Here is a 23,184-nt window from a genome sequence, read left to right as displayed (position 1 = left end):
GTCGTGGGTTCATCATGATGTTTAAACCTCCGCGTTTGACTTACCCGCCTGACCGCTCGCTAATTCACCGCGACCGGCGACTGCACGCATAATCACATTAGTCGTATCGACCTTATCCATCAGCAGTTGCTCGCGGCGTTCCTGCCAATCATCGTTGCCTTCGAGGATTTCGACTGCTTTCTCTAGCGCTCGTATGTGGCGGTCATCTTCCTGATAGTTAAAGAGCAGTCCGTAGCGTTCATCCAGTTCATCTGTGTATCCCATCGTGAGCGTATTGACATAGATGGCTGGTGTTCCGAGAACAGCACTCTCCGCCGCCATTGTCGCGCCCTCGCCGACGAACAGGTCGGCATAGGCTAACAGATCGTGCATCCGATGGGGTTCGACAGTCACACGGCATGATTCAAGCGTCGACGGGAGTGACCGTTCAGATGTGATGAGCACCTCCGCACCCGCAGCTTCGAGTCGTGAGACAACGTCGCACACATCGTCAAACCCAGCTTGACCAACATCGTGTGATGCCCCCCACTCAATGAGTCTGAGAACGACAAATGTGTCCTCTTGATCAAGACCGAGATTGGAGAGGACGCTCGGATCAGGCGTGAATCGGTCGGGGTGGAGGTACGCGAGTTCATGGTATCCGGAATACCGTACTTGCTTTGGTCCGATACTTCCCATGTAACAGCTAGGTGTGTAAACGGCATCCGCGAACGGGAATGCGAGGTTCTGGATGAGTTTCGCATGCTCTGTGTCGTAGAAGATAGTGCTCCGCGCGCCGACGAGTTTGGCAACATGAGCCGCCGCAACGCCACCAATAGCGGTTATCACATCGGGTTTCAGCCGCACTGCGCGGTAGAGTAGGCGCGCCTCGTAGGTGGCCTGGACTCGTGCAAGTTGCGATAGCCCTGATGCGGCACCGGCCAACACTTCGTGGTCAATATCATATCGTTGGAGCAGTTCAACCGCCATCTCCTTTTCACGAGCGAAGACGTGCACCTCATGGCCCTCACTCTCCAGTTCCGCGATGGCGTTACGGAAAAAGTGAACATGCGCTGGATGCTGAATAGTGACGAACACTCTCATTATTTTTCTCTCCTGTCAAGTAGGATTCCAGCGAGAATGCTGAAAGCACCTACAGCGAACGACGTAAGTGATTTACGTACATCGGTGCTTTCCGCCCTGGTGAGTGCTGCCCAAAAGGCGTGAATGCCAAAGAAGATGCCTAATAGTGTAGTGACCATTCCAAGGCCATACGCTAGTCCAAGCGGATGCTTTCGGTAACGCGATCCAAGTCGCCAGAGGAAGTTTCGAAGAAGCATGAGCGACACTTTCGGAATGTAGTCAGCATACTTGATGCTACTTTCCTCATCGCCATAGCTGGCGGGCATGTCAACATCAACGACTTGCATCCCCGCAACATTCAGTTTCACAAGAATATCGTTGCAATAGCCATAGTACTCATACATCCCTTCAAGATCGATGGCTTCGAGCGCCGTCAGTGAGATGGCAGTGTAGCCATTCTGTGGGTCAGTCACATTCCAGTAGCCACTGGCGATACGCGTCAGGCCGGTCAGTAAATAGTTGCCGAACAACCGGAACCGTGGCATATCATAGCGATATTCAGGATTCGACAAGCGGTTGCCCTTCGCGTAATCGGCCTCACCCGCCACAATGGGATCGATAAACCGTGTCATCATATTAGGGTTCATCTGTCCGTCTGCGTCGATGGTGACAGTCACATCAATGCCGTCCTCGCGAGCAGCAAGGTAGCCTGTCTTGATGGCCCCGCCGGCACCGCGATTTCGGTCGTGTCGGATTGCGACAACCCAACCATCAGTATCGTTGCTTATGCCTGCACGTGGCGCACGCTCGATGGCCGAGTGTGCACTAATCTCCTCCCATGTACCGTCGGTCGAGGCGTCATCGATGGCGTAGACGCGATCAACAAAGTCGGGGAGTGAATCAAGGACATCGCCGACGAACCCCTCTTCATTGTATGCGGGCACGACGACCCCTATCGTGTGCCCCTCGTACATCTAAACCCTCCGATAGGCGAAGCCAGCTTGAGAGACTGTCTCAGCGTCGAATGCGCCGGTCACGTCCATGAAGACGGGATTCTCATTCATCTGTGACTGGGCGTCCACTAAGTTCACATCGTAGAATTCGCGGTGAGGTGTGGCGAGGACAACACCGTCAAATGCCTCGAAGGAGAATTCATCCTCTTCTTGCATCGGAATCCCAAATTTCTCGCGCATGAAGTCATCGTCTCCATGAGGATCGTAACCGACAACATCAATATCGAACTCATGAAGCTGGCGGATGATGCCATCCACCTTCGAAGCACGGATATCAGCCACGTTCGCCTTGTAGGTTAGTCCAAGTACGAGAACGCGACTGTCTCGAAGAGTCTTGCCTGCCTTATTCAACTCCTTTATCATCATATTAGATATATGGACCGGCATCGATTCGTTTACAGCCCGGCCCTGTTCGATGAGATGTGGCGTGAAACCAGACTGCTTGGAGCGGTGAATAAAGAAATATGGGTCGACGGGGATACAGTGACCGCCGACCAGTCCAGGGCGGTACTGATGGAAGTTCCACTTCGTGCCTGATGCTTCAAGCACAGCACGCGTATCAATATCCATGTCCATGCTTTCGAAGGCCATCGCGAGTTCATTTACGAGGGCGATATTCAGATCGCGTTGGATATTCTCGACGACTTTACTCGCCTCCGCAACCTCAATAGAATCTGCTTTGTGAACACCTGCGTCGATGATTGTCGCGTAAAGATCGGCAATGTCATCGCAAACATCGCTATTCATACCACTGACAACCTTCACGACATCGCGTAGGCCGTGTTCAGGGTCACCTGGCGTCGCACGCTCAGGAGAATAGCCAACATAAAAATCTTCACCGCACGTGAGGCCCGAGGTTTCCTCAACAGCGGGAACGAGCACTTCACGAGTTGCGCCAGGGAAGACGGTTGATTCGAGAATGACCGTCGTATTGGGGGACATATGCTTACCGACAACGTTTCCAGCACTCTCAATAAAATCGAGATTCGGCTGGTGGTTCTGATCCACCGGGGTTGGGACGGTGATCATCACGTAGTCTGCATGAGTAATCTCGCTCGGATCGTCCGTGTATGCAATGTCGCTTTCTATGATGGTCTCATCACCGAGATCACCCGTCGTATCCGTCCCTCTGCGAAGAGTTTCAACTTTTGTGTCGTCGATATCGAAACCGACGACGCTGTATCCTTCTTGATCAAATCCGACCGCCAGCGGAAGGCCAACATAACCAAGGCCGACGACGCAGATCGTAGCGTCCATACTTTTTTTAACGTCACTCTCATCACTTCCGGAGTGTTCTGGCTGACTGTCGATATCTCCTATCGTCGGGTTCATGAGTGATTTTCCTCCGTATTTTCGCTCTCCCACGCCAACGGAAACGGCGCTGGAGCGACCGGAAACAAGGGGTTCGGAGGTATGCTCGCCCTCGCACGTCCGGTCGGACACGAGCCTCGCTTGAAGGGATGAAACCCAGTACGCTTTATTATACAGTGGCTAAGAAATTCATAGCCAGAAATTGGCGTCTCGTCGGGCGATTTCCATGTTACATAAACTCATGGTACGCGTATTGATGAAGAAGTGTATCAAGACCACCTCGTAACAGCTATCACCTATAATCCCACATGGAAACAAATAGATACGAACGCTTCTATTAACAAGGGAAAGAGAGTCTGAAAATTTGTGGAGTTCAAAACAGAGTGAAACGGTAGAGAGAAAACTCAATAAACGGTTCAAATGTAAAAACTGAAGCGAAAACAACCGAAAAGGTGACTGCAACTTCTGGGATTATCTTCCCGCTTTATTACTAATCCTCCTCTAATTTGTGATCATGAGTACAGCACAACAAGTCGAAAATCAACCGGATACGACGACATCGGAACCATCGTTAAGATTGGAAGAAGATCAGATATACCACTTGCTGCAGAATGAGAGGAGACGTAGTATTTTGCGGTACCTCAAGAAAACAGAGGGGCAAGTGGCAATGCGTGACCTCGCTGAACAAGTGGCGGCGTGGGAAAACAATACTACAGTACAGGCGCTTTCATCAAATGAGCGCCAACGCGCATATATCCCGCTTTATCAGTCTCACCTTCCAAAGCTTGACGAAAAGGGGATCATAGAATACGATCAGAGCCGCGGAACGGTCCAAAAGACGGACGCAGCTGAAATCCTCTACAACTATCTCGAACCACATGAAACCAAAGCTGACGAAGAGGCGAATAGCGAAAATAAGGATTTCCGCTGGGAATACTACTACCTAGGTATTTCTGGCATAAGTACGATTCTTCTTATAGGAACAACATTTAATATCAACCCATTTACTGTAGTTCCGCAGACGATAGCAAATATTTTTATTGTCACTATGTTTGGATTGTTGGCGTCCTTTCACCGACTAGTCTAGATTAGAGTACTCGGGAAGAAGTTCACCACTGGGCAACGTTCGCGTGTTTTTTTGCGAATTCAGCGGATAGCGGTGAATTAGCTATGATCTAATGAAAGCTTTGTGAGGTCTGTAGCCGACGTCTCTCCTTCAAAACTAACGAAACGCTCTATAATGTCTACAATAAATCATCACTAACAGCTCATTCAGAAAATATATGTAGTAGTGGTACAACCCCAAAGGAAAAATACTTCCCAGAAGAATGCTAAAGACAGAACGGTTTACACACCGAAACAGAAGCCAGACTTCGAAAAATGACCAATAAGACACTTGTCATCTTCTTCACGTTCCTGCTTTTACTTGCTGGTATGACTTCCACAGTGGGAAAACCATCAAGTAATTCACTTATTATCCAAAACGCCTCATACTCAGGACAAGGTGTCATCAAAACTGAAGAGAACGTTACATATCTCTGGCAGTCAGAAGCTCATAACCTAAGTGTCACCCTCTACACTGGGAACCACTCCGGTAATCATGAGGTTTGTATGAATCATCGGGAGCTTAGCACCAATAATACAACAACATCCCAGTGCCAAGAGGTATCGCTCATGGCGAATGCTGTGCAACAGACCAATTTTACATTTGGCAATGTCTCATCGAACGTAACTGGGCCTCAAACAACGATGATTACAGTGAAAAATGAGAAGTCTATTCTGGCTCAGAAAACCATCTCGACGTATATTCTTACAAAAACAGGGGATTTAGACAGTGATAGTTTAACGAACGAGGAGGAGATCAGCCTCGGAACCAATATTACTAGCACAGATACTGACACAGATGGACTCGATGATGGCGAAGAAGTAAACAGTTACAATACTGACCCAATTAATACTGATAGTGACAATGACGGACTCCCTGATGCCCAGGAGATCACAATAGGAGCAAACGCAACCAAAGTAGACACCGATGGAGATGGGTTAGACGATAAAACTGAAGTTGAACTGCAGACAAACGCTAGTAACGCAGATACGGATGCCGATGGTCTAACAGATGCCGCAGAACATGATATTAGTACGAATCCGGTCAAGGCAGACTCTGACGGAGATGGATTAAACGATAGCGAGGAAGTTGAGAGTCTCACCGATCCAACTGAGAAAGATACCGACAATGACGGGCTCAACGACGGAGTTGAGCAACGAATTGGTACGAATCCTACTCAGAAGGATACGGATAACGACGGTTTAAACGATGAATTTGAGCATGAATTTAACACCAATCCCACAGGGAGTTTTATTATAGGAGGGATTTATGTGATTCTATTCGCGCTACTTATTGGAGGAGCACTACTAATTCAGCGTAACGGAACAGACTGGTTTTCGACTATATTCGACAATGATGAAACTCGAGACACTACTTCCCCATCTACAGTCCAAACTGAAGAGGTCCTCACCGATGAAGATCGCGTACTTGACCTCATACGCGAGAATGGTGGTCGGCTCCCCCAAAGCAGTATTATTGATAAAACGGGTTGGTCAAAATCGAAGGTGAGTCGATTGCTCTCAAAAATGGAAGACAGCCAACAAATTAGCAAGATAAATATTGGAAGAAAAAATATAGTTATCCTCTACGGAGAGGACTTAGAAACGCAGAATTCACAGCAAGAAGAAGACCAATAGCGTAATTTTCTAAAATTTAGGTTCGAAATTTTCAATGTGGATAAACCAAAACTAAACATTATAAACAAAACTACTTCTATATGACCCATTTATGACGTCTAATCTATTCGTTTACAGCCTTACTAAGGTACCACCTTAACCAGTCTATAGTAATGGGGCTAGGGTGGGATATTCGGTCTAAGGGCCACCCGTCGTTCTCGGAATTCGACGGCGTGGTTACAGGATACTACACCTATGAACCACCCAAAGCTAACAGACGGACACAAGACAGCTCGTTTCAAAGTGGGCTGCTTTACGGAGCGACAGTTGTCCTCCAAGACCCAACGTGAGCAGTCCGTACTCCAAAAGGAGGGGACGTAGATGTGTGGAATTATTGCCCGTATCGGTGACGGCGATGCCATCACAAAGCTTGTCACAGGACTTCAAAATCTTGAATATCGAGGCTACGATTCAGCTGGTGTCGCAATTCAAAATGGCGCTGGAATTTCCGTCTATAAGCAGTCGGGGCAAATCTCGGAGCTAAAAGACACGATCGTCGGGAATGTTCCAAAAGGAAACGTGGGTATCGGTCACACTCGTTGGAGTACGCACGGTCCGCCGACCGACGAGAATGCCCATCCGCATACGAGCGAAACCGACAAAGTCGCCGTCGTCCATAATGGAATTATCGAAAACTACGCGGAGCTAAAAACATGGCTCAAAGAGCAAGGACACGAGTTTACGAGCGACACCGACACTGAAGTCATTCCGCATCTCTTTGAACAGTATCTCGAATCGGCGCCAAGCATCGAGGAAGCATTTCGAATGACCATCCGTGACCTTAAAGGAAGCTATGCAGTCGCGGCACTCGTTGATGGCGACCACGCTATCTATGCGGCTCGACAGGGCTCGCCACTCATCCTTGGGCTCGATAACGACGAGTACTACCTCGCCAGTGATGTACCTGCATTCCTCGATCACACCGACAAAGTCGTCTACTTCGAAGACGGTGATATTGCGGTTCTTGAACCAAACGGCGTTACGATGACCAATCTTGACGGAGATCGCGTTACCCGCGACGTCGAACAAATCGATTGGAATCCTGAAGATGCTGGAAAGGGTGGGTACGATCACTACATGCTCAAGGAGATACATGAACAGCCCAATGCGCTGGCGAACACCATCGAAGGGCGGGTGAAAGACGGTGAAGTCAAACTCGAAGACTTCCCCAAAGGAACGTTTAGTGGTATCGACGATGTACACTTGGTTGCGTGCGGTACATCGTACCATGCAGCTCTCTACGGCCGACACTTGCTCAATGAAGCAGGTATCCGAGCGCAGGCATTCCGTGCAAGCGAATACGTAGGATCCATACCTGGCCCAGTCACGAAGAATACACTAGTCATCGCGGTCACCCAAAGCGGTGAGACGGCGGATACGCTCGGTGCGCTCCGACAAGCCCAAGAACAAGGCGCGCGAGCCATCACGGTGACGAACGTAATGGGTTCGACAGCAGCTCGCAGAGCCGACGACGCACTGTTCATCCGTGCAGGACCTGAGATCGGCGTCGCTGCCACCAAAACATTCTCCTCCCAAGCTGTCACACTATCCTTGCTTGCCATTCGCCTTGCCGAGGATATCGAGACGGCAAAACCCCCGGAGGACAAAACATCGCTCTTACAAAGTCTAGATCGCTTGCCTGATAACGTTGAACAAGTGCTAGCTTCGACGGATGCGAACCGCATTGCAAGCCAGTACTCCGGCAGCCAGTCATTCTTCTTCATCGGACGAGGTCTCAACAATGCTGTCGCCAAGGAGGGTGCGCTCAAGTTCAAGGAGATCACCTACGAGCATGCTGAAGGCTTCGCATCTGGCGAATTGAAACATGGTCCACTAGCACTCGTAACGCCAGAGACGCCGGTGTTCGCGCTGTTCAATGGCAATAACGACGAGAAGACGCTGAAGAATGCAGAAGAAGCGCAGGCACGTGGCGCACCTATCGTTGCTATAGCAAACGAGAACCACGCGGCGATGAACGTCGCGGATAGCTTCCTCACAATCCCCGAGACCCATCCTGTCTGGTCAGGGCTGCTAGCAAACGTCCAAGTGCAGTTGGTCTCCTATTACGCAGCCTACGACCTTGGTCGCCCCATTGATAAACCGCGCAATCTGGCGAAGAGCGTGACCGTCGAATAGCCGAACGAGTGGTTATTAGGGCTTTTAATACTGCGGTGAGTTGCGGAGTCGATAGGCGTGAATAAGCGCTAGTACCGCGAACGCTGCGACAGTGACGAGCGCAATATAAATAACGAATGTGTCATTGACGAACCACATAACGACTGTTCCAACAGTACCGAAGACAGCAAGACTAAGGTATCGAGCACTCCAGTCAGTGGTAGTCATTAGCCATTCATCGTATGGAGAGCGTTTTATTATCGGGTGACTAACTAGGAGGCGCGCAAAGATGGTATCTTAGGATTATTTAACTTACTATTTTCATTATTAGAGACAAGATGGAGAGGTGACTCCTCCCCGCCCTAACGGGCGGGGCTTCCTGTTTCCACGACGCGCTTTGCAGACACAACGGTGTCCGTAGGGAGCGCAGTCTCCGCAGGCATTGATTCGGGACAGCCCGTTCCTACTTTTTTGAGACCGCGAACAAGGATATTCCATGCCGCATTCGCGTCTCGATTCGCTTCGAACCCACACGCAGGACACGAAAGCTCGCGCACCCAGAGCGGTTTGTCCGTCTTCACGCCGCAAGACGCACATTCCATCGTCGTGTTTCTCGGGTCAATCACGACAAAATGCGTTCCTTCCCGTTCACACTTGTATTCGAGCAGCCGGAGAAACGTGCCCCATGCGGCGGCTGCTCGGTTGCGTGAATTCGAATCGAATTGCATCATCTCGGCGGCGTTCAGGTCTTCGACCGCCACGAGGTCGTGCTCCCGAGCATAGTAGTTTGAGAGTTTGTGCAAGAAGTCGCGGCGTTTTTGCTTCAATTCCGCATGACGACATGCAACGACACGCTGTTGGTTGCGGTAGTTCGCCGACCCGTGTTGTTTGCGCGAATGGTCACGTTGTGCGTGTTTCAGTCGCTCACGTTCGTCCGAGAGGTCGAGCGATTCAACAGCAGTTCCGTCGGTGTCGTGAGCGTACTTAAGAATGCCTACGTCGATACCCACAACGTCCGTAAGTTCGTCGGGCTTCTCGGGTGGGTCGTCAGGCGTCTCAATACCGAAGATGGCGAACCACTCACTGGTCGGTTCCTTCTTCACCGTGACTTGCTTGAGTTTCGCACCATCTGGAATGTCTCGGTACATTCGGACTGGTATCTCACCGATTTTTGAGAGTCGGAGAACAGGCTGACCACTCGTGTTCTTGAGTTCCAAGCCAGACTGTCGATACGTGAACGACCGATATTCTGTTGGTGCTTTCCACTTGAGGAGACCAACCTTCCGACCTGCGTCTTTCGCGTCTTTTAGCCGTGAGAGGTTGGTGTACAATTTCTCAACGACGTTCTGAAGTGTACGTGAATACAGGTTGGTGAGGACGTCCCACCACTGCTTAATCGATGGGAGTTGATTGATTTCGACGTACTTCGTCGCCCCGTCTTCGTGGTTGAGGCGGTGGAAGAAGTGGTTGTACATTTGCCGATACAGGTCGCGGTGGGAGTCCAACGTCTCTCGGTGAGTGTCGGACGGGGCGAGCCTGTATCGGTAGTTGTATCGCATAGTCTACTCGCCGGAATCGGAATCTGGTTCAGAAACAGGAACGATTTTCACGTCCGCGCCGAGCCACCGCCGTGGGACGTAGACGTGCGCACCATTACCGGTCGCACGCACATCGCCGTCCACGACTTCGTGGCCATTGATTTCGAACCGTTCCATACATTGTGTAGATATTGTAGGGACCAAAGTATATTGATTCCGTGGGCCTGCGGGATAGCAGTCTCACGTGTAAGCTAGACGATGACGGCTTTGACGAGACACATTATGTCTTGTTCGCAAACAAGAGATTCGCTCTTGTGAACGCTATATCCCCGCCGTAAACGACGGGGTTTTAGTGCCTGTAATTCAGATAACGACCAGAGAAATTAGAAGTGATAGTATAATAGACTTCAGAAAATCGTGATTTTTCCGGGGCCGAAAATTATTACTAAATGCAGCTCAAAGGAACTAATGTCCCATCGTCGCCGTGGCAATCGTCGACGGGACACCTGTCATCCAATCCTTGGTGGTCTCAGTACATCTTCTGAGACCGCTTTTCACTAAACCACTTTAAGATTCCTGTGATTCGAATAGAAACGCTCGAAGGTATCCGTAACCGTACCGGTAGTCGAGTATCTATTCGTGGCACTTCCACCACTTTTAGACGTTCATCACCTACAAGGCTGAACAGGTCGATAACCGACTAGAATTGGTTGAGCCGGACTACACTGGTCAGAATTGTTCTTCGTGTGGTGAACGTTGCTCACGGAACACCGATTATTTCCGATGTCTGCCGTGTAGCTCGGAATCCCATGCTGATTTGAACGCGGCGGCGAACATCGGTAAACAAGAGAGAGGACCATGCACGGCGTAGCAGTTCGGCTGACGCGAACCGTGCTCCCTTGCTAGTTGAACAGCCAGCCGTCTTTGACGTTGACGAGACGCTTCACGTCTCGTCCGCATATCAGAAGTCTTCGACTTCTGGGGATGCCCATAGTTAATTGGGAGGAAGACCGCTTTGATACGGCTACACGCGCTGTAATGCACACCGTCGGTCATAATTGGGTAGCTACCGTTGACGTTCCACGCGAAAGTGTCCTTGAGAACTGAGGAAACGTGCAACCGCAAGATCCACTTTGTGGAATCCTCGCGCTTTAGGGCGGGGAGGATGTCAATTCATATGCTCGGCAACGAACTCGTCCGCCATTTCAAATACGGCGTCCGCGGCGTCGGGGTCGCGGGCTTCTGCGGCGATTCGAACCAACGGCTCAGTTCCACTTGCGCGGATGAGGAACCAACCCTTATCAAGCGAGACACGCACACCGTCGATGGTGTTGGCGTCGGCGTAGCGATCAGTGACAGCGTCGGAAAGGCGCTCCATCAGACCGGTTTTATCTGCGACCTCGATATTCTTCCGACGAATTGGGTACTGACCAATCTCAGTGGTGAGCTCCGATAGTGGACCATTTTGGGCGACTAATTCTGCCAGCCGACACGCCGCAAGTGAACCGTCGGGACAGAGAGTCTGGTCTGGCCAGATCCATGCCCCTGACTGTTCACCACCGAAGACAACATTAGATTCGGTCGCGCGCTCAGCAACATACACATCGCCAACCTGTGTCCGAACTACGTCAGCGCCCTGCTTGGCCAGTACATCCTCAACGATAAGGCTAGTATCGACGGGCGTAGCGATGGTCTGGCCGTCGCCTGCTCGCTGACGTGCGAAGAGGGTTAACAACACATCACCCGACAGAAAGTTGCCGTTCTCGTCCACTGCCATCATGCGATCAGCGTCGCCATCATGGGCAATACCGAGATCAGCGTTAGTGGCTACAACGTGGTCACAAAGCGACTGGCAATTCTCTGCAGTTGGTTCGCTCGGACGTGCAGGAAATCGACCATCGGGTTGGGCGTTCAGCGTCTCGACGTTACAACCGAGTTCGAAGAGAGCGTCGGCAGTGACTTGTCCTGCCCCATTACCCACATCCACTACAACGCTAATATTAGCGGATGAAACCGCCTCACGGAGCGCTTTGACATGTTTTGCATGCGCACCATCCCATTGTATCTTCGCGCCGGATTCGTCCCATCTGGCGAGATCAAACGTCTCCTCCTCGACCAGCCGAGTGATCTCTGCGCGCTGGTCGGCATCGAACGCCTGCCCAGATGGGTTCCAAAGTTTAATACCGTTGTCCGTCGGTGGATTGTGAGACGCAGTGATGGAAACGCCCGCGTCAGCGTTTTGCCACTTAACGCTTCGGGCGACCGTAGGTGTTGCGGCGAGGCCGATATCCACTACGTCTGTTCCGCATTCGCGAAGACCGGCTGAAAGTGCGTCAGCAAGAAATCGGCCACTCTCTCGTGGATCGCGACCAATAACGACACTCTCCGCGTCGGTCGTGCCAAGCGCTCGGCCAATTGAAAGTGCGAGCTCGGACGTAACGACTTCACCAACAGATCCGCGGATTCCGCTAGTTCCGAACATTGGACGTACATCAATTGGAATGGGCAAAAGGTTTCGGTGGGGTATGTAATGTCCTTCCACACGGTGTTCAGTCTTACATCCTCTCAATTCGGACGAAATTAAGAAGAAACACACACCGGGTTTCCAGTGAAATACTGAGAGAACAGAAGTCACAACTTAGAGAACCGGAGATAGTTGCCACAAGGCACGCGTGGGCGAGATTGATCTCACATCTAAGTTTCGAAGGTTTTATACAGATGCATCTCGTCACATTCCATTAAGCTAGTCAAAAGGTATGAGTAACCAGTGACGTAGTCACGAGCACTTCAATTGAAGAAAAGGTCGAGGTACCTTGGCTAGGTTTCAGTGGAAACGTGGTATTCGTTTTGCCTCATATCATCGGCTAATTAATTTTTGTTTCCCGAGTAACTTCTGATCCATCCAGTACTCGCGTTTCTTTCGATTAATTACTTCTCCCTCATCAAGGCTTATTCACGAGTAGACAATGGCCCTCAAGGACACCGCATTTCCAGTGAAAACACCATTCTAAGGCTCTTTAATGGCTTCAATTGGCTTTCCTAATTTCACTAGTCTTTCTTTCCTTTAGTACATGAAGTGGTCAACAGCCCACCCTGATTGGTGGAGTAGTCAACCTACCTTTGCACACGTCGTTTCCAGTGAAATTGTTGCTTGGTGTTCACGAGATCAATTCGCTTGAATGAACGGCATTAACCTTCGTTTCATCTCTACCCTTCTTCCCTCTCTCACTCGTTTCACTGGAAACGTGGTGTGTGTCTCTCAATGCTAGTTGCTAGCATGCCCAGTCCCTTCTCCGCTATAAATAACTACTGTACTTTTTTATTTTTTGTCTTAGTGTACGTGACTCCCCAAATACAACGCGTTCTGCCACAAACACACTTACGACTCCAAGTAGAATGCCTGCAAACACATCTGTACCCCAATGAATTCCAAGGTACATCGTGGCAATAACGATACTTGCAGCTGTGGGAATTGCCACTAGCGTCCATGCCAAGTACATTTCGCGAGTCTTGTATGCGAGCAGGGCAACGCTGACTGACAACGAAGTATGCAAAGACGGAAATACGTTTGTATTCGCGTTCACTTCACCTGTGAGTATTTGGGACTGTGGGTACGTAGAGTAAAGAAGGGGATCGACTATGTCTGGGATCATATTCCGGGGTCCGTATGAGATAAAGAGGATATAACAGATGAGTCCTATCCCATAATTTACTGCATAGGCGATTGCTGTCTCTTTCAATGGATATACTTCTGGATGTGAGAAATAGACGATGAAGGGGAACACAAGTATGAATATGTATCCATAAATGTATATGAATGAGAAATACGTTGTCAAGCTCGGCGTCGCGATCAATTGGATTTGCCCAACGAAGTCTCCCTCGATGGTATAAATTAAACCTGTAATATTCCAACCGATGATCCACGAGAGATCAGGGCCATATTCACGGGCAACTTTGTTCACTACGAGGATAATAATCAATAGCCCTAAGTGGGGAACTATTGCTTGAAGTTTCTCACAGAACGTGTTGCGAATGCGATTGAGACCTGAAGATCCGACAAACACTATCGTCGCTACCCCCAACATTATCGCCTCACCAACAAATATATATCCGATAATTTTCGCCAAACTCATGGCGTGTCCTCCGTATGTTTTCTTCCATCTCCTTTTTGCGTGTTCATCTCTTCAGACATTCTCTCACTCGATCAGTTTCTGTCTATCTTTGTCATAGCTGTTTTCACCGCCTAAGCAACTTTCCATTTTTCGTGTACCGATATCCGGCATCCTTGAACGCCGCCTTCGCCTTTGCTACGTTGAGATTCCCATTTTCGCCCGGGAATGGAAGCTCAGAGTCAGTCCCAGTCCAGCGGAGCTCTGGTGCAAGCGAGTCATGACGCGCCAACGGGCTAGTTCCTGGTTCAGCGTAGCCTCCAAATACGTTTTGGACGAGAAAGGCCTTATCGAGTAATTGAGCCACCGATCGACGGAATCTAACGTTGCTGAATGGTGCCTTTCGAGTGTTGAAACCAAGGTGGTACATTGACAATGATTCATCAATGAATAACTCGACATCTTCTGCATGCCCGATATTACGCACTTCAGATGCCGTCACGCTAGTTGCTGTTCCGTCAGCTTCACCGTTAAGAATAAGCTTCGTCGCTGCAGCCGCCGATGGAACGATGAGAAACTGTAATTGCTTGAATTTGACTCCACCTGCATATCGTTCGATGTACTCAGATTCCGATGTTAGATCATAATCCTTACTGGTATGAGCGAGGAAGTGACGGTCAAACCGCTTAAGGGTCAGCGACTGTCTATGTTCTACATTATGAAATTGAAACGGACCGCTACCGACGGGCTGCATGTTGTTCCAGATAAGCGCTTTAGTAGCAGCCGAGTCCGTCTGTAACCCCGCGATTTTGGCCTGTTTATGCTTTGACCTCCAGATGTGCTTTGGTAGAACTGGTATTGTAAGCGCTTGCCGTCCTACTGCCCGATTATTCGTGCCGAAATTGACACGAAGAGAATATTTGTCTATTGGCTTTACCGACTTAATGATCGACGATCCTTCTCTAAATCGGGGTGATGGAACTGGGCTCTCTTGCGTTCCTAGTGTTGTATCTTTGAGAAATTCGTATGTGAACGCGACGTCGTTTGCTGTGAGAGCCGTATTGTCGTGCCACCACAGCCCATCTCGGAGATTTATCTCTGCAACAAGGTTGTCTGTTGATGACTGCCAGTCCCATGACTTGGCGAGCCATGGGCGAACACGCCCGTTTATCCACCGTCCAACTGGATCGTATAGTAAATCAAGAATCGTTCCATTGTATCTGTATTCTACCGACAACGGATTGAGGTTCTCCGTCGGGCGAGAGTCTTGCAATGTCATTCGGAGCCGTTGGTCGCTACTTCCTCGCGATCGTACTGAAAGATAGCCTAGCAACGTGTGGACACTCTCCTGATTTGACCATCCAGCAAAACGATTCGTCCGAATAGCACGAATTTCGTCGGGAAAGGCAATGACCGTAAATGGTTGGTCGCGAGCGATTGCAAGTTGTAGTTCCCGGAGTGTCTCCATCCGTTGCTGCCCACTTTGGCGCTGTTGTGCCGCCAACAGTTTATCTACTCTGAGGTTCGCATATCCAAACGGATTCTGCCACCCTGCTTCCGTGCCGAAGCGGGAATGAAGGAGCGTTCGCAATATATCTGGATCTCGAAAGCCGGGGTGGCAGGCAATGTAGCAGTCGAACGACTGATTTAGGAGAATATCGCGACGTAATTCAACTCGATCCATCGGTTCCACTTGTGCCGCGATACCAACTGCGTTGAGTTGCTCAGTGAGAAATCGAGCGATACGAATTGCCCATGGATCTGCATCCGCCGGAAGCGTCTTTATAGAAATTGATATCTGTTCTGGTCGATCGCGGCTCACCAGTGATTGTGCCTCTTCGATGCAACCACTACCCAGCGTCATTCCGATGGCTACAAGTAGCTCTCTTCGCCCTGTTTTTGAGCCCTCATTAGCTATGGTTGAGTGATCCGAATTTTCCTTAGATAACATTTCCATTAAACGTGTTTGTCAATTGTAGGTGGACTTTAGGGATTTAGTATGCGCCATTGTAAGTTCCACATGAAATAATCCGTGAGTTACTATCTCTGAAGTGATTGGGAACCCTTTTTATTATATAGCACCTAACTGTTCTCCCCGCGTTCAACCATCTCTCTCCCTTGTAAACGGCTATTCTCAGTGCTGATTCCATACAGACGTAATTTCGGTACGATACCCCTCTAGAAGCACAAGCGAAAACATAAAGAATCGCATTTGCTTTGGGAATACGAACTTTTGTTCTATCGTTCACGCATCGTTCAAACCGTACTTGAACGGATTAGCATCGAAATAACAAAGAATTGATCAGGATTACAAGAAAGTGAAGATGTCCCCATGGACGCTTTACTGGCTTTCCTTTGTCTCACTTTCCGTGTTTAGTGGTTGGATTGATTGTGAGGGTAACGCAGTTTTCAAGCTCAAATCGAAGTTTTCTTGTAGAGCCATCAATAAGAACAGTAAGAACATCGGCCAGAAAGAACGTATAGTTGGACGTATCTGGTTACGAATAACGAATCTCGCCTCGTGCAGAGATATGAATGCCCTCATGTGCTTCCTATCCGGTTGGACAGGGATTACCAAGGTGCTCGCATTGCAGGCGTTTTGGTTAGGCATGTCTGTACGAAAATTAACGCGTTACGCAGTTTATCTGACCGTTGTCTTCCTATGGACGGTTACAGATAACACTCAGCCGATAACCATGTGTGGACAAACTCACAATCGGACACCAAAGATGGGGTGAAGTTAAATGATACATCGTATCAAAAATCAACATAATATAGACGTTTCATCGAAACTGATCGAACTCGCCCGTAACGAACGTGCGTGGCTAGCAATAGCATTGGGAGCCGGATTGCTAGTGTACTTTGCGTATCTCATGACACACCCATATCCCGCTTACGGGGCTGGTCTCTACCTCCAGATAGCACAGGAGATTAGTGCTCACAGTTATGGTTTACCAGAGCGCATTCCGTTGTACACCAACGACGGCGTCCCCTTCGGCTATCCGCCACTGATGTACTATGTCTCGGCGATAATAATGGAGACAACTGGTGTCGGTCCGATTACACTCAGCCGACTCTTACCAGGATTCGTCACGGTGCTGTATCTCGTGCCGTTCTACTTCCTCGCGCGTGAGGTACTACAGTCGACACCGCGAGCGGGCTTCGCCACCCTCCTTCTTGCCGTGACACCGCCTGTCCTCCAGTGGCACCTTTCAGCAGGTGGTATCGTTCGTGCTCCGGCCTTCCTTTTTACATTGACCGGCGCGTATACCGGACTAAAACTGTTTAAAACTTCTGAGCGGAAGTGGATCATCCCCTCGATGGTGTTATTTGGACTTACCATCCTTACTCATCCAGTATACACGGTTTTCTTCGGGATAACTTACCTAGTCATGTTTATTTGTTTTAAACCGACACCCCAGGGCCTTGTTCACGGGGCCATTGTTGCTGTTGGCGGTATCCTTCTTGCGTCGCCGTGGTGGTTACAGATCATCGCCACACACGGAATTGACATCTTCGCTGCCGCTTCTGGAACGCACTCGGGCATCGGTGGTGGCGTTAGTCGACTCCTCGACCAGTTTGTCTACCCATTGGCCTTCGACATCCCTAGTATATTCTACCTCGGGTCATTTGCAGGCGCTGTGTACTTACTCGCCAAGCGACGGGTGTTCCTCCCACTCTGGTTGGTGTCTGCTGCATTTATGCTCGGCAAAGTTCGCTTCCAGTTCCCAGCCGGGGCAATGATGGCTTCGGTGTTAGTCTTCGAGGTCTTCGTTCCGCGCATCCGTGCTTGGTCGCGGTCGAACTACTCTCGTTCTGCACCGCTAATCGGCGTTATTATCCTTGGGATACTTGTTTCAAGTGTCGGTGTTTCGTTCGCTGCAAGCGGTCTCAACTCTCATCATCACAGCACTAGCCAACCAGCATTTATAGACTACAATGATAAGGCTGCGATGGACTGGGTAAAAGAGAACACCGCTTCAGACGCTGACTTTGTTGTCCTTGGCGACGCCGCCGAGTGGTTCCCGCTCATGACGGATCGGGCGATCCTTGTCGGACCGTGGGGTGTCGAATGGGAAGGGCACAAGCCGTATAACAAGCATCTTAGCCTATATAAACGGATGTCTCGCTGTCCAGAGAAAACCTGTTTAACCGAAAAGATGATCTCGAACGATGTCAACCCCGACTATATCTACGTCCCAAAGGGCCACTACACGGTGCGTGGCATTGACGAGTACCAGAAACCGTGGATGCGTGAACAGCTCGTAAACTCCGAACGTTACAAGATCATCTATGAGAATGAGGGGGCGATGATATTCCGCGTTCAGGAGCCGATGAAACCGACGAAGATTCCAGATGACGGTCCACAACCAGAATAATACCCTATTTTAGCTTCGCTCTTCTTACTTCCTATCCTCCGCAACAGTAAAGAGATTTCACTGGAAACGTGGTGTCCATGAGCGATACTAATTCAGACGAACTCTTTTCTCGAGAAGACCCCATATTCGCAAAAAAGGAGCTTCTTGAGATCAATCATCTTCCAGATCACGGGCGCATCGTCGGTCGAGACGATGAAATTTCGGCACTCGCAAATGCTCTTAATCCCGCGCTCTTCAATCAATCGCCAAGTAACGTCCTCCTTTATGGAAAGACAGGAACAGGCAAATCGCTCTGTGCCAAACACGTCTCACGCCGACTCGTCGATGAAGCGAACGAAGAGGGTGTTACCGTCGGTGTAGCCTACGTAGACTGCGCGCAGGATAGTACAGAAACGCAAGCAGTTCAAACTATTGCCTCTGCCACAAATTCATTAGAGACAGACATTTCTATCCCTGATAAGGGCATTTCTACTTCTACATACTATAAACGCCAGTGGCGAATCCTCGACAAACTTTACGATGTCGTCATCATTATTCTTGATGAAATTGACAAGCTGGAGAACGATGATATTCTAATGCAACTTTCTCGCGCAGGTGAGGCAGGAAAACTCGAACGATGTAAGCTTGGTGTCATTGGTATCAGCAACAAAATAAAATATAAGGATAGGATGGATGAGCGTGTCAAATCAAGCCTCTGTGAACGAGAATTTGTGTTTCCACCGTATGATGCCAACCAACTTCGATCCATTATGGAGGCACGGAGTGACGCTTTTAAAGAAGGCGTTCTTGAACCTGGGACGATTCCCCTTGCAGCCGCACAGGCAGCACAGGAACACGGAGATGCACGAAAAGCAATCGATATCCTCCGATATGCGGGCGAACTTGCACAGGCGGAGCACGCTGAGACGGTTCGTGAAGAATATGTAAAAAAAGCCCGCGAACGGGCCGAAAATGACCGCTTCCGCGAGCTCATCCGCGGAGCAACGCCACACTCAAAATATGCATTACATGCGCTCGCCATTCTCTCCCTTGACAACCCCGATGTGAGTGCCTTCCGAACTAGCCGAGTCTATGGAGTATACGAGCAAGTCTGTCGGCAGATGGATAGCGATCCGCTTTCGACTCGACGTGTTCGCGACCTGCTCCGGGAACAGGCGTTTCTCGACGTCATTGAACAGACTCGGCAAAGCGGTGGAAGCGCTGAAGGAAGCTATACTGAACACCAACTCCTTGAAGATCCAGAAGTAGTCAAAAAGGTTCTTGTCTCTGAGGTTTAAAACGGTATCAAAGGTCTCCCCTAGTGATTTCACTGGAAATGTGGTGTCACCCCAAGCCACGATGATTAATTTTCAACCTTCCGGATTCTTTTAACAGTGACGATTACGCTAGCCTTTTTCCGTAGTCGTTCTGTTATGGAGTACGATTTAACGAAATAATAATAAAGTTCATGAATATCAAGTTGTAAAACGGAAATGGCTTCGACGCTCAATCAGACAGCACTCGTACAACATGATCAAGTACTGTGTTCACGGCGGTGGTGGTGACCATGGCAATCTTGGAACTTGCTATCGGATTTTTTGTTCTCGCAGTCCTTGCAGGTATTTTTGGAGCACGAGGAGTAGCAGGGATGTCAATGGAGATTGCCCGCTTACTAATCATCGTCTTTCTCATTTTGGCTATTATTTCACTTATACTTTGACGGGGACCTTATTCGTGGCACAAAATTCTCGTTGAAGGGTTCAAAAACAAACTCTTACAGATTCTTCTGTTAGCGCTGTCTATCTTCTTGTTTCCATTACACTATACTCTGCTTCCCGTTTCTATTTCTGCCTTTTATTATCCCCTCATTGAACCCCAGCCATAGACTCAAAAAGACCGCCAATATCATGTGTATCCATTTCAACGTCCAACATTAATACGAAACTAATCTATATCGTCCACTTTATTATGAAGGCGTAACTATTAAAACACCACACTTCTAAATCGATATGTCGGGAGCTAATGGAGAGAAAGGAACGTGCGTCTCTTCCCGACAAACAAGGGGGCGGAAGTCATTGCTGTTCCAAGTCAGCCCCCTCGTTTTAGCGCTAGCCAAAAAGATGGAAAGATCTTCTGTGAATGGCGTGGAGCAATTCATTTCCACAAAGATTACTGACCTATGGTAAGCGTGTTTACTGTATCTTAACTAATCCCGGACCAAAACTGTTAGAAGACCATAATTCTATTCTGAACGCCGTGAAGATATTTATCGAAACGTAAATACCATATATTTATACCATACAAATCCAATGCATTCGGAAATGACGGATGTATTCGCAGGGAACATCATAGGAAAGTTAGTAATGACTTCTGACGGGACAGCGATAGGAGAATTGTCTGATATTACTCTGAACAGAAAAACAGGTGATCTTTTGAATTTAGTCATAATACCTGACGACGAATTTGACGCTGAAGGTTCTAGTCTTGAAACTAATAGCCAAGGGGACCTTCAACTTTCTGCTAATAAGACACGTGCAATTAGAGATTACATTGTTATACAACATGACTTGAATGAATAATCTGTAAGTGAATTAACAGTAAAATGAATATTTTTCCTCAATCGAGTAGTGCTAAGAAAGACCCTAAATAGTCTGGTGTAATGAGTACGCAAAGAGAGCGACTCATTCGGGAAATTTGCGGTGTTAACTTGTGATGCGTAAATTACCGTTTACTTTATAAAGGTATCCACGGAGCAATAGGGCTTCAAGAAGATCTTCAGCAAGGAGTTGCTCCATCTCGTGCTTTTGTAGACAACGATAGGCCTGGTTGTATGTAAACGATTCATCCGAACCAAAGTTTGAGTAAAGATGATTGAGTGCCTCTTTTTCTAATGAAGTTAATGGCGTATATTTAGAATCCTTGGGAGACATTCTTTCTATAGGCAACTTCGAGATTCGGCACATTAATGGTTTGGCTTGAAAAGCTCCTTTCAGTTTCTCAATCTCTACGCAACTAGCTCTATTACCACTGTCTTATAATTCACAAAATTATGCATCTACCTGTTCAATAAGATCCTCTGAATTTTGCAAATTATCTTCCACTAAGAGCAATCGAAGTCGAGGGCGACCAATCTCAATGGGTACCTTCTCCGTCTCTATTACATTACGGTCTTCAAGTCGTGTTTTGGTTCGTGAGAATGTAGCTTTACTCGCAACTCCTGTATCCTCACCCCATTTGCTAATATCGTAGAGTAATTCGTTATTTTTTGCTCCAACAAGCAACGCGATCGTTACTTCATCCAGTTCATTTTCCTCGCCGGGAACTGACTCAACTGAGTCGAGCACCGTCATAAAGTCATCCTCTACTTCATCCCCAAATTCTTCTCTCAGTGTTTTCTTCACCCGCGAAAGCGGTGGTGTTCGCAGGTTAAAGTCATTGCTCGTCTCCCACTCGTCATTGAACGTCGATCGGACATTGTCAACAAATTCATCATCTTCTGAACTAAGCCCAGATAATTTTCCATCTATCGCCAAAAATGCCACCACTTGATCATCACTGACGAGCAGCGAATTTCGAGAGATCTCAGTTGTTGCACGAAGCGCAAGCGTTTCTTGTTCAATTAAATCCGAGATCTGACTTGCAACGATGAAATCGTCTGTAACTGTTTTCAATACATCGGGAGATGCCAACACCTGGATATCGGGGAGGTGGTCGTCAACTTCCGATACTGTGAGTACAAATTCTCTGAATACCTTCGGCGCTGGATTAATGAGAAGGAGCGATTCTGTCTCCTCAAGCACTGACTGAATTATTTCCTTGAATTCTTGGTCGAGCACAGCAGCGGTTGAAGACATACTTTTTTCGATGAGCACTAGCACCTTTGTTCTGTGTCCCCTGTTCCTTGAAATCGAAGACTAATAATGAGTAAGGCCTCTATTAATGAAGCAAAAACTATAATTTTTGAGCGCGATTCACCGCAATATTACCACCAATAAAAAACCTAGATTTTAGTTCCTCTATGGACTGCCCAGGCTAAAATCAGGTGTGAAGGTTTCTTTCTCAAGGGGCAAAATGGATGAGTAAGGAGAAGCTACTTCGCCCTCACAAGCTTGAAAAACCCTATTTTAGTCGGTTTCCAGCCCAATAAAAGCAAAACGGATTTATACACAACTTGTACATTGAATGTTATGGCAAAGAGAAAGAATATCTCTATTCGTGAAGACCAAGCCGAATGGATTCAGGAGAACTACATAAACCTTTCCCGGTTCGTCCAAGATAAACTCGACGAACACATCGAAGAGTACTCGTAGACTTCTCCTCGACAAATAAGTTTGAAGCTGATCGAGACGCAAATGCAGCGTTGAACAGTTTTACTCCAGCTCCAATTAGTTTGTGCAAGATGTTCTGAATCAACGCTTATTGAGATTGCGCTACCTTCAGGATATATCTTCTTCTCTCTGTGAAGTACGGTGTTGGGACAGGAAGCGCCACGCTCAACGCACGAAGTACGAAGAGGGAGGAAGTTCACTAAACTCGCCTATTACCGGGTTCTTCCTCAATGGAATTTTGAATAGTGTATAGAGCATCATATAATAGTAATAATCTTTTTTAACCCCTCCGTTGTAGCAATCAATTGGTAGTGGGAGAGACTACCAAGGAGAACTTAGGGAACGCCTATGACATCAACTCAGCAAAGAAAGGGCAGTGGGACGAGTGTGCGTCCAGACAACAAATCCTATGTAGTCGTAGTTGCCTCAGATCGAGAGGGGGTAGATATTGTCCTACATGGATTATCGGCTGACCAAGCAGAACAAATCACCACCCAAAAAAATCAGGATTTAGAGCGGGGCTTTTCAGCTCATGCGTTACCTGAACATCAATTGAGCAGGGCAAGATA

18 protein-coding genes are annotated in these 23,184 nt (G+C 48.4%); 9 read left to right on the top strand and 9 right to left on the bottom strand.

Features of this window, described 5'->3' with window-relative positions; all coding sequences use genetic code 11:
• Positions 1-21: 21 nt before the first annotated feature.
• From LIX00_RS24765 to LIX00_RS24755, 3 genes are read right to left on the bottom strand one after another with little or no spacing between them, the layout of a single operon-like run.
• Positions 22-1,083 carry a DUF354 domain-containing protein gene (locus LIX00_RS24765; protein WP_227357612.1) on the bottom strand — a complete coding sequence of 354 codons (1,062 nt, stop codon included), beginning with the start codon at positions 1,081-1,083 and terminating at the stop codon, positions 22-24.
• Positions 1,083-2,036, bottom strand: coding sequence for a glycosyltransferase family 2 protein (locus LIX00_RS24760; protein ID WP_227357611.1), 954 nt, complete (start codon positions 2,034-2,036; stop codon positions 1,083-1,085). The genes LIX00_RS24765 and LIX00_RS24760 overlap by 1 nt, the downstream gene beginning before the upstream one ends.
• Positions 2,037-3,407 carry a nucleotide sugar dehydrogenase gene (locus LIX00_RS24755; protein ID WP_227357610.1) on the bottom strand — a complete coding sequence of 457 codons (1,371 nt, stop codon included), beginning with the start codon at positions 3,405-3,407 and terminating at the stop codon, positions 2,037-2,039.
• 493 nt (positions 3,408-3,900) lie between these two features.
• On the opposite strand from LIX00_RS24755, the gene LIX00_RS24750 reads away from it, so the two are divergent.
• The 3 genes from LIX00_RS24750 (at position 3,901) to glmS (ending at position 8,303) form a co-directional block, all read left to right on the top strand.
• Entirely contained in the window at positions 3,901-4,473 is a 573-nt protein-coding gene (locus LIX00_RS24750) for a DUF7344 domain-containing protein (RefSeq protein ID WP_227357609.1), read from the top strand.
• 293 nt (positions 4,474-4,766) lie between these two features.
• Positions 4,767-6,128 carry a thrombospondin type 3 repeat-containing protein gene (locus LIX00_RS24745; protein WP_227357608.1) on the top strand — a complete coding sequence of 454 codons (1,362 nt, stop codon included), beginning with the start codon at positions 4,767-4,769 and terminating at the stop codon, positions 6,126-6,128.
• A gap of 360 nt (positions 6,129-6,488) precedes the next feature.
• Complete coding sequence (glmS, locus tag LIX00_RS24740) at positions 6,489-8,303, top strand: glutamine--fructose-6-phosphate transaminase (isomerizing) (protein WP_227357607.1); 1,815 nt, start codon at positions 6,489-6,491, stop codon at positions 8,301-8,303.
• Between the two features lie 341 nt (positions 8,304-8,644).
• Here glmS and LIX00_RS24735 read toward each other — a convergent pair whose 3' ends face one another.
• Both LIX00_RS24735 and LIX00_RS24730 read right to left on the bottom strand, forming a co-directional pair.
• Positions 8,645-9,841 (bottom strand): RNA-guided endonuclease InsQ/TnpB family protein, encoded by a 1,197-nt coding sequence (locus tag LIX00_RS24735; RefSeq protein ID WP_227357606.1) that lies wholly within the window; start codon positions 9,839-9,841, stop codon positions 8,645-8,647.
• Between the two features lie 3 nt (positions 9,842-9,844).
• Positions 9,845-9,997, bottom strand: a complete 153-nt coding sequence (locus LIX00_RS24730; RefSeq protein ID WP_227357605.1) for a DUF2080 family transposase-associated protein — start codon at positions 9,995-9,997, stop codon at positions 9,845-9,847.
• Positions 9,998-10,526: 529 nt separating this feature from the next.
• Here LIX00_RS24730 and LIX00_RS26225 point away from each other — a divergent pair.
• The gene (locus LIX00_RS26225) at positions 10,527-10,691 is read left to right on the top strand and encodes a zinc ribbon domain-containing protein (protein WP_368410795.1); all 165 of its coding nucleotides are present in this window, start codon (positions 10,527-10,529) and stop codon (positions 10,689-10,691) included.
• Between the two features lie 297 nt (positions 10,692-10,988).
• On the opposite strand, the gene glmM is transcribed toward LIX00_RS26225, so the two are convergent.
• From glmM to LIX00_RS24710, 3 genes are all read right to left on the bottom strand, one after another.
• Positions 10,989-12,302, bottom strand: a complete 1,314-nt coding sequence (gene glmM / locus LIX00_RS24720; protein ID WP_227357604.1) for a phosphoglucosamine mutase — start codon at positions 12,300-12,302, stop codon at positions 10,989-10,991.
• 814 nt (positions 12,303-13,116) lie between these two features.
• Entirely contained in the window at positions 13,117-13,953 is an 837-nt protein-coding gene (locus LIX00_RS24715; RefSeq protein ID WP_227357603.1) for a phosphatase PAP2 family protein, read from the bottom strand.
• A 103-nt stretch (positions 13,954-14,056) separates the two neighbouring features.
• Positions 14,057-15,886 carry an ABC transporter substrate-binding protein gene (locus tag LIX00_RS24710; RefSeq protein ID WP_227357602.1) on the bottom strand — a complete coding sequence of 610 codons (1,830 nt, stop codon included), beginning with the start codon at positions 15,884-15,886 and terminating at the stop codon, positions 14,057-14,059.
• Positions 15,887-16,673: 787 nt separating this feature from the next.
• On the opposite strand from LIX00_RS24710, the gene LIX00_RS24705 reads away from it, so the two are divergent.
• The 4 genes from LIX00_RS24705 to LIX00_RS24690 all read left to right on the top strand — a co-directional run bounded on the left by LIX00_RS24705 (position 16,674) and on the right by LIX00_RS24690 (position 20,866).
• Positions 16,674-18,308, top strand: a complete 1,635-nt coding sequence (locus LIX00_RS24705) for an ArnT family glycosyltransferase (RefSeq protein ID WP_227357601.1) — start codon at positions 16,674-16,676, stop codon at positions 18,306-18,308.
• A gap of 77 nt (positions 18,309-18,385) precedes the next feature.
• A complete protein-coding gene (locus LIX00_RS24700; protein ID WP_227357600.1) occupies positions 18,386-19,585 on the top strand; it encodes a Cdc6/Cdc18 family protein in 1,200 nt (399 codons plus the stop codon).
• A 269-nt stretch (positions 19,586-19,854) separates the two neighbouring features.
• Complete coding sequence (locus tag LIX00_RS24695; RefSeq protein WP_227357599.1) at positions 19,855-20,007, top strand: DUF1328 family protein; 153 nt, start codon at positions 19,855-19,857, stop codon at positions 20,005-20,007.
• Positions 20,008-20,608: 601 nt separating this feature from the next.
• A complete protein-coding gene (locus LIX00_RS24690; RefSeq protein ID WP_227357598.1) occupies positions 20,609-20,866 on the top strand; it encodes a PRC-barrel domain-containing protein in 258 nt (85 codons plus the stop codon).
• Between the two features lie 468 nt (positions 20,867-21,334).
• On the opposite strand, the gene tbsP is transcribed toward LIX00_RS24690, so the two are convergent.
• On the bottom strand, positions 21,335-22,165 hold the full coding sequence (gene tbsP, locus LIX00_RS24685) for a transcriptional regulator TbsP (protein ID WP_227357597.1): 831 nt from the start codon (positions 22,163-22,165) through the stop codon (positions 21,335-21,337).
• Between the two features lie 309 nt (positions 22,166-22,474).
• Between tbsP and LIX00_RS26045 the strand changes: the two genes are divergently transcribed.
• On the top strand, positions 22,475-22,597 hold the full coding sequence (locus LIX00_RS26045) for a hypothetical protein (protein WP_255679381.1): 123 nt from the start codon (positions 22,475-22,477) through the stop codon (positions 22,595-22,597).
• Positions 22,598-23,184: the final 587 nt, after the last annotated feature.

The sequence above is a fragment of the Haladaptatus salinisoli genome (assembly GCF_020614375.1).
Taxonomy (GTDB): Archaea; Halobacteriota; Halobacteria; order Halobacteriales; family Haladaptataceae; genus Haladaptatus; species Haladaptatus salinisoli.
The sequence above is the reverse complement of the archived record's forward strand: the minus strand, read 5'-3'. Positions and strand labels throughout refer to the sequence as shown.